Below are 14,599 nucleotides of genomic sequence, written 5' to 3'. Positions count from 1 at the left end.
CCCACGCCCCGTGCCGGTGGCCCCGGACGCTCCGCCCCGGCTCCCATCGCCTCGCCCGCGCCGCGCATCCCACCTCGGGCGCGCGTGCCGTCCATGCCCGCACAGACGCTGGCGGCCCAGCCGGGCCGGTGGCTGTGGACCTGCCGGGAGGGCTTCGAGTCGCACCTGTTCGAGGAGCTGACCTGGGCTGGAGCAGGTCCCCGCCTCCTGGGGCCGGCCCTGGTGGAGTCCGAGCAGCGGCCTGAAGTCCCCCCCGCCTTTGGCCGGGCGGTGGAGCGGGTCGTCGCCACCTGGGCGCCCCCGGGTGGAGGACAGGTGCCGGTGGAGGAGCTCGTGGCTGCGATGTCCGGGCTGCCCTCGCGCGTGCCCTGGCTCCTGCGGGCCTACACGCCGGACAGCGCGAAGGGCAACACGCAGGCGGGCCGTGCCGAGGCGCTGGAAGCCACGGTCCGCGCGGCGCTCCCCTCGGGGCGCGTGCTGGAGGACGACGGACGGGCGCGCGAGGCGGGGGCCCTGCTGGTGGGCCTGTGCGTCGCGCCGGACGGGGTGCTGACCCTGGGCGCGGTGAGCGCCCGTGAGGCCCTGTCGCTCGCGCCGGGCGGGCGGCGGCGGATGAAGCGTGCGGGCGAGTCCCCTTCCCGCGCGGCGATGAAGCTGGAGGAGGCGCTGGACGGGCTGGCGCACGAGCCCGGGCGCGGCGACGTCTGCGTGGACCTGGGCGCGGCGCCGGGCGGCTGGACGCAGCGGCTGGTGGCGCGAGGGGCGCGGGTGGTGGCGGTGGACCCGGCGAAGCTGATGCCGGAGCTGGCGAAGAACCCGCGCGTCCAGCACGTGCAGGAGAGCGCCTTCGCCTACGCCCCGGAGGAGTCCGCGGACTGGCTCTTCTGCGACATGGCGTGGCGGCCCCTGGAGGTGGCGCAGCTGCTGGCCAAGTGGGGCCGGCGCCGCTGGGCGCGCAACCTGGTGGCCAACATCAAGCTGCCCATGAAGGACAAGAACCCGCTGCTCCTGCGGGTGCGCCAGACGCTCGTGGACGACGGGGGCTGGGAGGGCCTCACCGTCCGCCAGCTCTACCATGACCGGGATGAGGTGACGGTCACGGCGCGTCGCATGCGCTGAGGGCGACGGAGCGGGCGCGGGGAGAAGCTTTCCTGCGCCCGGGGCGGGTCCGCGCTACACACGCGGACACGATGCCCTACGCACTCGACGACGCCACCGCCACCGCCCTCGTCGCCCTCCACCCCCGGGCCGCGCGCCCGGGGCACGCCCAGGAGGCGCCGCAGGCCGCCGCCCAGGAGCTCATCGCCACCGAGCAGCGCCGGCGAGGCCAACCGGACGCCACCGGGGCCCTGCACGTGCTGGCGCTCACCCAGGGCACGCTCCTCAAGGAGGAGTTCGACCTGTCCACGCACGCGCACCACGACGGCTGGCGCGTGGGCGCGCTGATGGTGGACGTGAAGGAGATGATCCACTTCAACGCGCGCTTCGGCTTCCCCGCCGGGGACGCCCTGCTCAAGGCCGTCGTGGCGTCGCTGGCCGCGCAGTACCCGGGCGCGCGCATCGTGCGCTTCCAGCCGGACGGCTTCGCGGTGCTGCTCGTGCCCACGTCCCAGCTCACCGTGCGCGAGGACGGCGCGGAGACGACTCGCGCGAAGCTGGCGGAGGACCTGCGCCCCGCGCTGCCTCCGGGAGCCTCCGACACCGACGTGCCGGGCTTCACCGTGGCGCTGCTGGAGCTGACGGTGCACCAGCCGTCACACTGGCAGGTGCTGGGACCGCTCCTGTGGGCAGAGGTGGAGCGGGCCTACATCATGGAGCGAACCGGGCGGACTCACGGCCTGCAGCGGCGGCGCCTGCGCCTGGACGCGTTCCTTCCGGAGCCGGAAGGAACCTGACGCGTCCCCGAGCGACTCGTGTCCTACTCTTCGAGGATGAACTTGCGCGGGTTCTGCGGCACGCCGTTCACGCGCACCTCGTAGTGCAGGTGCGGGCCGGTGGAGCGGCCGGTGTTGCCCACGTTCGCGATGGCCGAGCCGCGCTTCACCCGGTCGCCGGCCTTCACGAGAATCTTGGACAGGTGGCCGTAGCGCGTCTTGATGCCGTAGCCGTGGTCGATGACGAGCACGTTGCCGTACCCGCCCTCCAGACCCGCGAACACCACCGTGCCGTCCGACGGCGCGGAGACTTCCTTGCCGTGCGGCGCCGCGATGTCCAGGCCCGCGTGCGTCACGCGGTCCGCCGTGTACGGGTCCAGGCGCTGACCGAAATCGCTGGTCACCCAGCCGCGCGCCGGCCACACCGACGGCGTGGAGGCGAGCAGCGACTTCTGGTCCTGGAAGTAGGCCTGCAGGTCCTGGAGGCTCAGTTCCTGGCGGGTGGCCTCCGCGGAGAGCCGGTCCAGCCGGCCCAGCAGCACCTTCGGGGTGTCCGTGGTGGTCAGCTGGGTGAACTGCGTGTCCGTCGTGGGCGCAGTGGTGCCGGCCTCAGGCTCCGTGGGGCCCATGGCCAGGTTGCGCTGCGGGTCCGACAGCAACGTCACCGCGCGCAGCTTCTGGTCGAAACGCTCCACGCGGTCCAGCGTCGAACCGATGTGCTCGATGCGCTCACGCACCGACTTCAGCTGGGAACGCAGCGTGAGGTTCTCCTCACGCAGGATGCGGTTCTCCGACGCGTCCGCCGCCACCTGGAGGTAGTGGATGCTCGCACCGGCGCCCAGTCCCGCCACCAGCATCAGGCCCATGCCCACCTGCACCAGCCAGGAGCGCTGGATGGTGTAGCGCTTCACCGGAGCGTCGTGGTCCGGGATGACCATCAGCGTGAAGGACTTTTTGGCCACGGACCACTCCTGGGGAAACTCTTTCGCAACGTGGGACTTCCGGCGCCAGAAGCTAAGTCGCTCCCCGCGCTCGCAACACCTCCCCCACCCGCCGCCCCTCCCGCACCGTCACCCACTGGCGATTCTCAGTAAGTGGAAAGGTTGGGGCAGCTATCATCCGCATTTGAAGAGTGTCAAGGTCAACAGACTCCAGGGCGCGCCCCAATCGCGCCCCGAGTCCGGGCCCTACCCGCCCTGCATGCGCACGACGATGACGCTGATGTTGTCGTCGCCGCCGCGGTCGTTGGCCAGGTCGATGAGGTGCTTGGGCACTTCATCCAGGTTCGCGTGGCGCGCGACGGCGTCGTGGATCTCCCGGTCCTCCAGCATGTTGGCGAGGCCGTCCGAGCAGAGCAGGAACACGTCACCGGGCTCGGACACGAGCCCCATGACATCCACCTGGACCTCCTCCTCGAAGCCAACGGAGCGGGTGATGATGTTCTTGTACCGGGAGTGCTTGGCCTCTTCCGGTGTGATCATCCCCGCTTTGATCTGCTCGTTGACCAGCGAGTGGTCCTCGGAGATCTGCTGAATGAGGTCCCCGCGGATGAGGTACGCGCGACTGTCGCCCACGTGGGCGAAGAAGGCGTGCTCGTCGCGGACCACCAGGGATATGACTGTCGTGCCCATGCCGGACAGGCGCGCGTCATCCTGGGCGGTGAGGTAGATGGCCTGACAGGCCTTCTCCACCGCGCCCCGGAGCGCTTCCGGAATGGGCGAATCCTGGAGGTTGGGAACGCTGACGAAGGGGTTTTCCCGCCCTTCACGCGCGCGCCTCAGCTCTTTGTCGATGGTCTCGACGGCGATGCGCGACGCGGTACCACCACCCGCGTGCCCACCCATGCCGTCCGCCACGACGTAGAGCTGGAGCTCATCGTCAATGAGGAAGCTGTCCTCGTTGTGATTGCGCTTGCGCCCGACGTCCGTCAGGCCAGCGGAGATGACTTTATGGCGGGGGGCCGCGGTCTGCCCTGCGGTGCTGGACACGCGCCGGATGCTATGTGAGCCCATAAGTGGGGGCAAGGACGCGGACGAAAACTCCCGGTGCGTCATGCCCCTCCCCCTGGGTCACCCCTACCTTGTAGGCCCCCATTTCAGGCCGTCCGGCGCAGCCGACCCCGGGGGCTGTTGCCTTCCGGACCCGACTCCCGGCGCGCGCGGGGCGTGGCCCGGTGGGCCGAACGCACCAGCGCTTCCGCCGCGCCGAGCGCCTCGCGAGTCACCTCCACGCCCGACATCATGCGGGCCAGTTCCTGGGTGCGCTCGGCGCCGGCCGAGAGCGAAAGCACCTGGGACACGGTGCGCTCGCCCTTCACGCTCTTGCGGATGAGCAGGTGCGCGTCCGCGTAGGCCGCCACCTGGGGCAGGTGCGTGATGCACAGCACCTGACGGTGGGAGCTGACCTCGCGAATCATCCGGCCCACCACGTCCGCGATGGCGCCGCTGACGCCCGCGTCCGCCTCATCCAGGATGTAGCAGCCGCACGCGTCACTGTCCGCCAGTGCACGTTTGAGCGCGAGCAGCAGCCGGCTCGCCTCACCACCCGAGGCCACCTTGGCCAGGGGCCGCGCCGGCTCCCCCGGGTTGGCGCTGAAGAAGAACTCCACTTCATCCATGCCGTCCGGACGCAGCGACTCCCCGGCGGTGACGCGCACCTCGAAGGCGGCCTTGCCCATGGCCAGTCCGCCCAGGCCCTCGCGCACCTGCTGGGAGAAGGCCCCGGCGGAGGCCTTGCGCGCGCGGGACAGCGTCAGCGCCGCCTTGCGCGCCCGCTCCTCCACGCGTTTGCGCTCCTGGTTCAGCTCCTCCAGGATTTCGCGCCGGTTCTCCAGCGTGCCCAGCTCCGTCTCCAGCTCGCCGCGCTTCTTGAGGACGCCGTCCAGCGTCGCGCCGTGCTTGCGGCACAGCCGCTTGAGCGCGTCCAGCCGCTCCTCCACCTCGCCCAGCCGCCCGGGGTCGGACTCCAGCCCCTCCACGTAGCGGTTGAGCAGGCGCGCGGCCTCCTCCAGCTCCGACAGCGCCGTGCTGAGCGACTGAGCCACCGGCGCGAGCGTCGCGTCGCACTTGACGCCCTCGTGCACGAGCCCCAGCGCGCGCCCGACAATCTCCACCGCGGACGGCGCTTCGCCCGACACCAGCAGCTCGGCCTCCGCGCCCTGACGCTTGAGCTTCTGGGCGCTGCCCAGCCGCCGGCGCTCCGCGTCCAGCTTCACGTCCTCGCCGGTTTCCGGGTCCAGGCGCGTGATTTCGTCCAGTTGGAAGCGAAGGAACTCCGCGCGCTCGCGCACCTTGGCGTCGTCTCCGCCCAGCGCGTCCATGCGGCCATCCACTTCGCGCAGGTTCGCCCACTCGCGGCCGTACGCGGCCAGCGCTTCCTCCAGGCGACCGTACTTGTCGAGCAGCACCCGGTGCAGCCCGGAGTCGAAGAGGCTCACGTGCTCATGCTGGCCAGCGATGTCCACCGCGCCCCGAGTGAGCTTCCCCAGCACGCCCAGCGTCACCAGCGCGCCGTTGACGTAGACCTTTCCGCGCCCGGTGCGCCCGAGCACGCGGCGCACGAGCACCTCCTCTCCCAGGTCCGGGAGGCCCAGTTCCTCCAGGCGCGCGGCCAGCACCGGTGTCCGGGCGAATACGCCCTCCACCGCCGCGTCCTCGCAGCCCGCACGGATGACGTCCGCATCCGCCCTGCCCCCGAGCAGAAGGCCCAGCGCGTCCACCAGAATGGACTTGCCGGCACCCGTCTCACCCGTGAGGACGGTGAGGCCCGCGCCAAACGCGACCTCCACCTCCTCAATCACCGCTACGTTCGAAATCCGAAGACCCAGCAGCACTCGCGCCCTCCGCGATCCGTACGACGCCCCAACACCTGAACACCCTAGCAGGTCTTGATGACACTGCACAGGTGTTCGGGTCGGGTGGATGGCGGGAGGGCGAGTGGGAGGGCGTGGCATGTTGGCGCCACAACCATCTCCCACTCCCCGAGTCGCATCAGATTTCGGTGAACAGCTCCTGGATGTCCTGTTCGGTGAGCGTGCGGCCCATGTCGTCCCCGTCCGTGCCCAGCACGCCGGCGGCGAGTTCGCGCTTGCGGCGCTGGAGGCTGAGAATCTTCTCCTCCACCGTGCCTCGCGTAATGAGCTTGTAGCTGATGACCGCGCGCGTCTGGCCGATGCGGTGCGTACGGTCCGTGGCCTGGTCTTCCACCGCGGGGTTCCACCACGGGTCGAAGTGGATGACGTAGTCCGCGGCGGTGAGGTTCAAGCCGGTGCCGCCCGCCTTGAGGCTGATGAAGAAGAGCGGCGGGCCGTCAGGGCGGTTGTACTCGTCCACCTTGCCCATGCGGTCCTTGGTGCGGCCGTCCAGGTAGAGGTAGCGCAGGCCCTTCTTGTCCGCCTCCTGCTTGAGCAGCTCCAGCATCTCCGTGAACTGGCTGAAGACGAGCGCGCGGTGGCCTTCCGCCACCAGGTCCGCCACCAGTTCCATGAAGCGCTCGAGCTTCGCGCTGGACGGCAAGAGCGTGCCGGGCGGCATCTTGAGCAGACGCGGATCGCAGCAGACCTGACGCAGGCGCATCAGCGCGGCGAGGATGGAGACGCGGCTCCTCTTGAAGCCCACCTTCTCGATGGACTCGTTCACCTTGCGGCGGCTCTCCTCCAGCACCTCGCGGTAGAGCGCGGCCTGGCCGGGCTCCATCTCGCACCACGCGACGCTCTCCGTCTTCGGCGGCAGGTCCTTGGCCACCTCCGTCTTGAGGCGGCGCATGATGAAGGGCTGGATGCGGCGGCGCAGCCGGTCCTTCGCGGTGGCGTCGTTGGCCACCTGGATGGGCTGCTCGTAGCGGTCGCTGAAGCCTTCCGCGCTGCCCAGGAAGCCGGGCATCAGGAAGTCGAAGATGCTCCAGAGCTCCGACAGGCGGTTCTCCAGCGGCGTACCGGTGAGCGCCAGGCGCGTCTCGCTGGGCAGCGACTTGCACGCCTGCGCGGTGGCGCTGTCCGCGTTCTTGATGTTCTGCGCCTCGTCCAGGATGACGTAGCGGAAGCCCACCTGGGACAGCTGCTCCAGGTCGCGGCGCACCAGCGCGTACGACGTGAGCACCAGGTCCATGTCCTTCAGGTCCTCCGCGCGCTCGCGGCGGTCCTGCCCGTGCCACACCATGGCCTTGAGGCCCGGCGTGAAGCGCTCCGCCTCGCGCTCCCAGTTGGCGAGCACGCTCGTGGGCGCGACCACCAGGGACGGCTTGCGGCCCTCGTCGTTGGCCACCTTCTGCATCAGGCTCAGGGACTGGATGGTCTTTCCCAGACCCATGTCGTCCGCGAGGATGCCGGACAGCCCGTGGCGCCGGAGGAACCAGAGCCAGGACAGGCCCGCCTCCTGGTAGTGGCGCAGCGTGGCCTGGAGTCCTTCCGGCACGGCCACCTTCGGCACGCCGGCGGACTCGCGCAGCGCGAGCATGGCCTGACGGGCCTTGGCCTCCACCTCGGTGAACTCGCTCAGGTCCGCGAGCAGGTCCAGGGCCACCGCCTGGTGCAGCGGCAGCCGCGTGCGCGTGCGGCCCGGCATGGCGCCGGCCTCCTCCAGGAGGTCCGCCACGCGCTTGATCTCCGCGACGTCCGCCTCCGCGAAGGAGCCGTCCTTCAGCGGCACGAACTTGCGGCCGGAGTCCAGCCACATGCGCACGGCGCCCAGGTCCACGGCCTGGTCGTCGGTGACGAACTCCGCGTCCAGGTCGAACCACTGCACGCCGCTCATGCCCACGCGGATGCGCGGCTTGAGCTTCGGGCGCAGCCGCACCTTGGGCGCCTGCACGCCGTAGCGCTCCCACTCCTCAGGCAGGCCCGCCAGGCCCCGCGCCCAGAACTCCAGGGCCACGTCGCCCGTCGCGTCGAACGCCTGCGAGGCCTGATCAAAGCGCAGCCCCTGGTCGAGCAGCACCTTGCCCGCGGCGCGCTCCACCTCGTCGCGGCGGCGGTACAGCTTGCGCGAGTCCTCGCCCACGCCGCTGGCGTAGCCCAGGTGCGTGGCCGTGGGGGACACCGCCACCGTCGTCTGGCCGTATCTCGCGGCCAGCTGCACCTTCACGCGCTCGGCGGCGCCTTCCAGTGTGACGACGAAGCGCGGCTCCACCGACTCGTCCACTTCGATGTCGTCCGCCTTCAACGACATGCGGAAGCGCGGCAGGTGCGCGGCGAAGAACGTCAGGACCCGGTCCAGTTGCCCGGACGGGAAGGCCATGGTCGGTTCCAGCAGCCACTTGCGCAGCAAGCGCGGCGGGAAGTCCGGCTCCACGGCGTGGAGGTTCTGCGCCTGGATGACGTACGTGCGCCGGCCCGCGAGCACGATGACGTCCTTGAGCGGGTAGCCCACGCCGTCCGGGAACAGCAGCTCAATCTGCGCGGTGGCACCGTCTGGACGCGACTCCAGATGGATTTGCGGCCGCACGGGCTGCTCCATGTAGACGAGCGGCGTGCCCCGGTAGATGACCCGGCGCTGGCGCAACAGCTCCAGCACCTCGCACAGGTCCTCGTCCGAGAGGACGATGCGCGAGTCGTAGCGGTGCTCATGGCGCGACAGCACCATGAAGATGCGCTCGTCCGGGGGCGCGATGCGGCTGCCCGCCTGGAGCAGACGCTTCACGTGCACGGGGCCCTTGGTCTGCGCGTCCTGACGGCGCACGTCCACGACCCAGTGGCGGTTGTTGGAGCCGCCCGCCCCCGTGCTCGCGGGGGTGAGCCGGTAGAGGAACTCGTAGTCGGGCAGTGAGGACAGGCCCAGCCAGCTCTCCACCTTGGCGAGCGCGGGCAGGCTAACGCCTTCCATCCCCGGCGCTCCGCCTCCGGGAATCTCCTCCTCGTCGTCCGGCCCCATGTCCTCGGGTTCGGGCGGCGGAGGAGGCGCCGCGGCTTTCTGCGGTGGCGGCGGTGGCCGGAAGCGGGCCGCGTAGATGAGTGCCACGGCGACCACGTGCTCGCAATGCGGGCCCGTGGTGTTCCACACCGGGCAGGTGCAGGAGGAAACGACTTTTCCCTCTCCGGGAATCAGGGCCACGTCGTAGCGCTCGCCGGACGGACCCGCGACCTGCGCGCGGATGCGTTCGGGTTCACGCGTGAGGCCGAAGACGCGGCGGCCTTCGGCCACCTCGCGGCCTTTCTTGAACGTGGCGGGCTCGACCTCGGCCTTGAGGGCGCGGAGCCAGATTCCGTCCTGGGGGGAGAGAGGGTCTCGGGTGTCAGCGGTGGTTTGCACGGCTTGCAAGGGCCCCAGACTCCTTGGTCGGGGGGAACCGCCTCGCTTAACACAGTGAGGGGATCCCCGCGCGCGGGAAAAAATACGGCGTCCGCCAGCCGATGCGGCCGGGCGGCGCGAAGCTGTGAGATCATCAACGTCCGCCATGCCCCGGTCCCGTCCCAGTCCGCCCATCCTCCGGCCGTTGGCCCTGGGACTCTGCGTCCGGGGGCCCGCCAGGCTGGCTGTCACCCGGGCCGGGTACCCTGGGTCCCAGGTCCACCCCGGGTGTCATCCACCGGGCTGAAACGCCGCCGTCCTCCTTTCGGAGCCCCACCCCATGTCCCTCGACCCCACGCTCGCCTCCGACCTCCAGGCCGTCCTGAGAGATGTGCCGGACTTCCCCAAGCCCGGCATCGTCTTCAAGGACATCACCCCCATGCTGGCGGACCCGCGCCTCTTCGGCCGGGTGGTCACCGCCATGTCCGCCCCCTTCCGGGGCCAGCACATCACCAAGGTGGTGGGCGTGGAGTCGCGCGGCTTCCTGCTGGGTGCCCCCATCGCGCTGGCGCTGGAGGCGGGCTTCGTGCCCGCGCGCAAGCCCGGCAAGCTCCCGCACAAGCGCATCGTGGAGCGCTACTCGCTGGAGTACGGCGCGGACGGCGTGGAGATGCACGAGGACGCCATCCTCAAGGACGAGCGCATCCTCGTGGTGGATGACGTGCTCGCCACCGGCGGCACCGCCGACGCCACGGGCCGGCTCATCGGCCGGCTGGGCGGGCAGATTGTCGGCTACAGCTTCCTCATCACGCTCGACTTCCTCGAGGGTCCGAAGCGGCTGGGGCCGGACAAGGTGACGTCCGTCCTCCGCTTCTAGCCTTCCGCCTGGCGTCACCGGACCCCACGTCCGGTTGACGCCCACGCCGGCCCTGTTTATAAGTTGGTCACACAACCTAGAAACCAAATCGCGCCATGCCTCGTCCCTCCAATACCGAAGCGCGCCGGGAACAGATCGTCGCTGGACTGCTCAAGGCCATGGCCGAGCGCGGCTACGAGGGCGCGTCCGTGGCGGAGATCGCCCGTGCGGCGGGCCTGAGCGCGGGGCTGGTGCACTACCACTTCGAGGACAAGCAGGAGATCCTCCTGACCCTGGTGCGCTCGTTGGCCGCTCGCGCCCGGCAGCGCTTCGCCACGCGGGCCACGAAGCTCGCCGCGGAAGATGCACACGGTCGGGTGGAGGCGTTCGTGGACGCGTTCCTCGCCACCGGGCCGGACTCAGACGTGGCGGCGGTGGCGGGCTGGGTCACCATCAGCGCGGAGGCCATCCGGCAGCCGGAGGTGCGCGTCGCCTACGAAGAGGTGGTGCGCGCGGACCTGGAGCAGTTGGAGGCGCTGGTCGCGGCGGTGGTGGGCAAGCGCCGCGCGCGTCCGCTGGCCGCGGGGCTCTTCGCCGCCATCCAGGGGTACTTCGTGCTGTCCGCGAGCGCGCCCGGGCTCGTGCCTCCGGGCTCCGCGGCGGGCACCGTGAAGCGCATGGCCGCGGGGCTGTTGGACGCGGCGACTTCTTCTTCTCCGGACCGTGAGGTGTCGTGATGACCATCGCCATCTACGCAGGCAGCTTCGACCCCGTGACGGCGGGACACCTGTCGGTGGTGCGACAGGCGGCGCGCCTCTTCAGCCATGTCGTCGTGGTGGTCGCGGTCAACCCGAACAAGCACACGCTGCTCACCGCCGAGGAGCGCATGGCGCTCATCCGGGAGGCCGTGGCCCGGCACCCCAACGTCTCCGTCACCTTCACCGAAGGGCTCATCGTGGAGCTGGCGCGGGAGATTGGCGCGAGCGTCCTGTTGCGCGGCGTGCGCGGCGCCACCGATGCGCAGTTCGAGACGGAGCTGGCGCAGATGAACCGCGCGCTCGCGCCGGAGCTGTCCACCCTCTTCCTGCCCGCGGAGGCGCACCTGGCGGAGGTGTCCAGCAGCGCCCTCAAGGAGCGCCTCACGCGCGGCGAGGACGTGTCCGCCTTCTGCCCTCCCGCCGTCGCCGCGAAGCTGCGCGAGCGGCTGTCCCCTTCCCTCCGGAGCCATCCATGAGCCTGTCCTTCATTCCCCTGGGCGTTGGTGATGCCTTCTCCGCGCTCTACTACTCGTCGTGCCTGGCGCTGGAGGCGGAGGACCAGGTGCTGCTGCTCGACTGTCCGCACCCCATCCGCAAGATGATGCGCGAGGCGTCCGAGTCCTCCGGCGTGCACCTGGACGTGGAGCGCGTCAGCGCCGTGGCCCTCACGCACCTGCACGCGGACCACGCCTCCGGCCTGGAGGGCCTGGGGTACTTCTCCTTCTTCGTGCTGCAGCGGAAGATGGAGCTGCTCGCGCACCCGAGCGTCACGCGCCGCCTCTGGGAGGGCCACCTGGCCGCGGGCATGGAGTGCCTCATCGAGCAGCAGGGCGCGGGGCCCAGCCACAAGCACTTCGAGGACTACTTCACGCACACGCCGCTGCACCTGGAGCGCTCGGTGCGCCACGGCCCGTTCGAAATCGAGTGCCGCTTCACCTACCACCACGTGCCCACCACCGCGTTCCGCATCCGCGCCGGGGGCCGGTGCCTGGGCTACAGCGCGGACACCGCGTTCGACGAGGGGCTCATCTCCTGGCTGTCCGAGGCGGACCTGGTCATCCACGAGACGAACTACGGCGTGCACACGCCCTACGAGAAGCTGGCGGCGCTGCCGGAGGCGACTCGCGCGAAGATGCGCCTCATCCACTATCCGGACCTCTTCGACACGAGCGGCAGCGTCATCGAGCCGCTGGTGCAGGGCCGGCGCTACACCGTCTGAGGACGGAGCGCATGGTGGGCCGGATGCCCTTCATCCTCCGGGAAGAAGGGCTTGCGCGTTGCGCCATATCCGGTCCGCTCGCCTTCACGTGCCGAGTGCGCTACGCCGAGACGGGTTGGCGCTCCCCCTGTGCCCCCGCAAGAGAACGACTGTCCGATGATGAAGAAGACCGTGAGCACCTGGGCGGTGCTGCTGCCGCTCGCGCTGGTGCTGGCCACCCGTTCCGCCGGGGCCGCGGAGCCGACGCCTCCCGCCGACACCGTCCGCCTCACGATCCTCCACCTCAACGACGTCTATCAGTTCCAGCCCACCGCCCAGAACCGGGGCGGCCTGTCGCGCGTGGCCACGCTCAAGCAGCAGGCGCTGAAGGAGTCGCCGCACGTCCTCACGCTGCTGGCGGGTGACACGATTTCGCCTTCGGTGGAGTCGTCCGCGGAGGTGGCGGGCGAGGCGCTCAAGGGCAAGCAGATGATCGACGCGTGGAACGCGCTCGGTCTGGACTACTCCACGGTGGGCAACCACGAGTTCGACTTCGGGGACGACGTGCTGCGCGCGCGCCTCCAGCAGTCGCGCTTCCCGTGGCTGGGCGCCAACGTGATGAGCGTGAAGTCCGGGCAGGTGTTCGACGGGCTCAAGGCGTGGGACCTCCGCGACGTGGGCGGCGTGAAGGTGGGCATCTTCGGGGTGGTGCTGCCGGAGACGCAGACCTCGTCCAAGCCGGGCAAGGACACGCGCATCACGCCGTACTGCGAGGCCGCGAAGCGCTCCGTGGAGGAGCTGCGGGCCGCGGGCGCGCAGTTCGTGCTGGGGCTCACGCACCTGGCGGTGGAGCAGGACCGCGAGCTGGCGAAGTGCGTGCGCGTGGACCTCATCATCGGCGGGCATGACCACGACCGCGTGGAGGAGACCGTCGCGGGCACGCCCATCTTCAAGCTGGACGAAGACGCCATCGACCTGGGCCGCGTCACGCTGGACCTGGACGCGAAGACGGGCGCGGTGAAGAAGCTGGCGTGGAAGGTGATTCCCATCACCTCGAAGACTCCGGACGACGCGGCGTTCAACGAGCAGATGAAGCCCTACGCGCCGCTGATGGCCACGCTGGCGGAGCGCATTGGCCGCTCGCCGGTGGCGCTGGATGCGCGCAGTGCGCCGAACCGGCTGGGGGAGACGAACCTGGGCTCGTTCCTGGCGGATGCGTTCCGCGAGGCGACGGGCGCGGACGTGGCGCTCGTGAACGGGGGCGCCATCCGCGCGGACCGGGTGCTGCCCGCGGGGAAGATGACCCGGCGCGAGATGTACTCGCTCATGCCCTACCGCAACGAGCTGGTCGTCCTGGAGGTGACGGGGGCGACGCTGCGCGCGGCGCTGGAGAACGGCGTCAGCCTGAGCAGCGTGGATGGCAAGCCGCCCGGTCGCTACCCGCAGGTGTCCGGCCTGCGCTTCACCTATGACTTGCGCAAGGCGCCAGGCTCGCGGGTGACGAAGGTGGACGTGAAGGGCAAGCCGCTGGACGACGCGGCGAAGTACCGGCTGGCCACCTTCAGCTTCGTGGCACAGGGCAACGACGGCTACGCGATGTTCAAGGACCTGCCTGTCCTGCCCCCGAGCCCGGAGCACACGTCGCCCTGGGACGCGCTCAGCACCGCGTTCCGCACCGGCAAGCCCGCGCCCCGCGCGAAGCCCCAGGGCCGCATCACCGTCCTCGGCGTGCCCAAGGGCGGACTGCACGCGCCTCCGTCGATGAAGTAGCGCCTACCGCCAGGGCGCGGTCCAGCCTCGCGCCCGGTAGACCACCCGCCCCGCCAGCTCACGCAGCATGTCCGTGCTCTGGTTGAGCGCTCCCGAGCGTGGCAGCCAGCTCAGCTTCGCCGGGGGAATCGTCGAGGAGCGGAGGTCCACCGCGAGGGTGTCCGCCTTCAGCCCCACCGCCGCGAAGCAGCCGGCCGCTCGGGGCAGGTGCGCGGCGCTCGTCACCAGGAGCAGTGACTTCCAGCCGTGGGCTCGCACCAGCGGCTCCGACTCCAGCGCGTTCTCGCGGGTGTTGCGGCTGCGCCCTTCCTTCACGATGCGCTCGGGCGCGATGCCCCAGTGCTCCAGCTGCGCGGCCAGCACGTCCGCCTCCACCACCGCCTCCGGCCTCGCGTCCAGGTTGCCAGCGGTAATCAACACCTGCCGGGCCCTGCCGTCGTGCAGCAGCTCGAAGGTGCGCATCATCCGCTCCGGCGCGGCGTTGTACTCCGGCTGCCCCGAGCGCTCCGTGGCCGCCGCGTCCAGCCCTCCGCCCAGCAGGATGACCGCGTCGTAGACGGTGTCCGGCCGGTACGTGCTCACCGCGTCCGCCTCCGTCGCGCGCGTCAGCAGCGCCACCGTCGGCTCGATGGAGAACACGTACAGCACGGCCAACGCCGCGAGCTGGGACGCCAGCGACAGGCGCTTCCACCGGCGCAGCAGCAGCCCCGCCACGCCGAACAACAGCGCCCAGGTGAGCGGGGACAGCAGCAGGTCCAACAGCTTCGACAGGACGAGGAACATCGCGGCGCCGCTACCGACCCGACCGGGACTTGAGGTACTGCCGGGCCTCCGCCGCGCCGGTCCCTCGCGGCCGCAACTGCAGGTAGCGCCGGTAGTGCTCCACGGCCACCCCCGCGCGGGCCGTCCGCGCTCCCACC

At 70.6% G+C, this 14,599-nt stretch carries 12 protein-coding genes; 7 read left to right on the top strand and 5 right to left on the bottom strand.

Annotated elements, in window-relative coordinates:
- Nucleotides 1-1,119 (top strand): 23S rRNA (cytidine(2498)-2'-O)-methyltransferase RlmM (gene rlmM, locus D7V77_RS33095; RefSeq protein ID WP_306466144.1); only part of this gene is annotated, 1,119 nt, incomplete at its 5' end.
- A gap of 71 nt (nucleotides 1,120-1,190) precedes the next feature.
- Nucleotides 1,191-1,895 (top strand): diguanylate cyclase, encoded by a 705-nt coding sequence (locus D7V77_RS33090; RefSeq protein ID WP_120580268.1) that lies wholly within the window; start codon nucleotides 1,191-1,193, stop codon nucleotides 1,893-1,895.
- 23 nt (nucleotides 1,896-1,918) lie between these two features.
- On the opposite strand, the gene D7V77_RS33085 is transcribed toward D7V77_RS33090, so the two are convergent.
- From D7V77_RS33085 to D7V77_RS33070, 4 genes are all read right to left on the bottom strand, one after another.
- Nucleotides 1,919-2,836 (bottom strand): M23 family metallopeptidase, encoded by a 918-nt coding sequence (locus D7V77_RS33085; RefSeq protein ID WP_120580267.1) that lies wholly within the window; start codon nucleotides 2,834-2,836, stop codon nucleotides 1,919-1,921.
- Nucleotides 2,837-3,061: 225 nt separating this feature from the next.
- Nucleotides 3,062-3,862: a Stp1/IreP family PP2C-type Ser/Thr phosphatase gene (locus D7V77_RS33080; RefSeq protein ID WP_120580271.1), complete on the bottom strand. Its 801-nt coding sequence runs from the start codon at nucleotides 3,860-3,862 to the stop codon at nucleotides 3,062-3,064.
- A gap of 107 nt (nucleotides 3,863-3,969) precedes the next feature.
- Nucleotides 3,970-5,706, bottom strand: coding sequence for a DNA repair protein RecN (gene recN / locus D7V77_RS33075; RefSeq protein WP_120580266.1), 1,737 nt, complete (start codon nucleotides 5,704-5,706; stop codon nucleotides 3,970-3,972).
- Nucleotides 5,707-5,863: 157 nt separating this feature from the next.
- A complete protein-coding gene (locus D7V77_RS33070; protein WP_233597382.1) occupies nucleotides 5,864-9,127 on the bottom strand; it encodes an SNF2-related protein in 3,264 nt (1,087 codons plus the stop codon).
- A 310-nt stretch (nucleotides 9,128-9,437) separates the two neighbouring features.
- Here D7V77_RS33070 and D7V77_RS33065 point away from each other — a divergent pair, with 310 nt between their 5' ends.
- From D7V77_RS33065 to D7V77_RS33045, 5 genes are all read left to right on the top strand, one after another.
- Nucleotides 9,438-9,974 (top strand): adenine phosphoribosyltransferase, encoded by a 537-nt coding sequence (locus tag D7V77_RS33065; protein WP_120580265.1) that lies wholly within the window; start codon nucleotides 9,438-9,440, stop codon nucleotides 9,972-9,974.
- A 95-nt stretch (nucleotides 9,975-10,069) separates the two neighbouring features.
- Complete coding sequence (locus tag D7V77_RS33060) at nucleotides 10,070-10,690, top strand: TetR/AcrR family transcriptional regulator (RefSeq protein WP_120580264.1); 621 nt, start codon at nucleotides 10,070-10,072, stop codon at nucleotides 10,688-10,690.
- Nucleotides 10,690-11,187 (top strand): pantetheine-phosphate adenylyltransferase, encoded by a 498-nt coding sequence (gene coaD / locus D7V77_RS33055; protein WP_120563835.1) that lies wholly within the window; start codon nucleotides 10,690-10,692, stop codon nucleotides 11,185-11,187. The genes D7V77_RS33060 and coaD overlap by 1 nt, the downstream gene beginning before the upstream one ends.
- The gene (locus D7V77_RS33050) at nucleotides 11,184-11,930 is read left to right on the top strand and encodes an MBL fold metallo-hydrolase (RefSeq protein WP_120580263.1); all 747 of its coding nucleotides are present in this window, start codon (nucleotides 11,184-11,186) and stop codon (nucleotides 11,928-11,930) included. Before coaD ends, D7V77_RS33050 begins: the two co-directional genes overlap by 4 nt.
- 156 nt (nucleotides 11,931-12,086) lie before the next feature.
- Nucleotides 12,087-13,679 (top strand): bifunctional UDP-sugar hydrolase/5'-nucleotidase, encoded by a 1,593-nt coding sequence (locus tag D7V77_RS33045; RefSeq protein WP_120580262.1) that lies wholly within the window; start codon nucleotides 12,087-12,089, stop codon nucleotides 13,677-13,679.
- 3 nt (nucleotides 13,680-13,682) lie between these two features.
- Here the strand turns inward: D7V77_RS33045 and D7V77_RS33040 are convergent, their stop codons facing one another.
- Entirely contained in the window at nucleotides 13,683-14,462 is a 780-nt protein-coding gene (locus D7V77_RS33040) for a YdcF family protein (RefSeq protein ID WP_120580261.1), read from the bottom strand.
- Nucleotides 14,463-14,599 lie beyond the last annotated feature (137 nt).

Source organism: Corallococcus sp. CA041A (genome assembly GCF_003612075.1).
GTDB lineage: Bacteria > Myxococcota > Myxococcia > Myxococcales > Myxococcaceae > Corallococcus > Corallococcus exiguus.
Note: the sequence above shows the minus strand (reverse complement) of the source record. Positions and strands in the feature narration are given on the sequence as shown.

Bases quoted from the DNA above. Each gene is read 5' to 3' on its own strand.
- D7V77_RS33040 (WP_120580261.1), bottom strand. From the start codon at position 14,462: ATGTTCCTCGTCCTGTCGAAGCTGTTGGACCTGCTGCTGTCCCCGCTC.
- D7V77_RS33060 (WP_120580264.1), top strand. From the start codon at position 10,070: ATGCCTCGTCCCTCCAATACCGAAGCGCGCCGGGAACAGATCGTCGCT.
- D7V77_RS33045 (WP_120580262.1), top strand. From the start codon at position 12,087: ATGATGAAGAAGACCGTGAGCACCTGGGCGGTGCTGCTGCCGCTCGCG.
- D7V77_RS33065 (WP_120580265.1), top strand. From the start codon at position 9,438: ATGTCCCTCGACCCCACGCTCGCCTCCGACCTCCAGGCCGTCCTGAGA.
- coaD (WP_120563835.1), top strand. From the start codon at position 10,690: ATGACCATCGCCATCTACGCAGGCAGCTTCGACCCCGTGACGGCGGGA.
- D7V77_RS33050 (WP_120580263.1), top strand. From the start codon at position 11,184: ATGAGCCTGTCCTTCATTCCCCTGGGCGTTGGTGATGCCTTCTCCGCG.
- D7V77_RS33090 (WP_120580268.1), top strand. From the start codon at position 1,191: ATGCCCTACGCACTCGACGACGCCACCGCCACCGCCCTCGTCGCCCTC.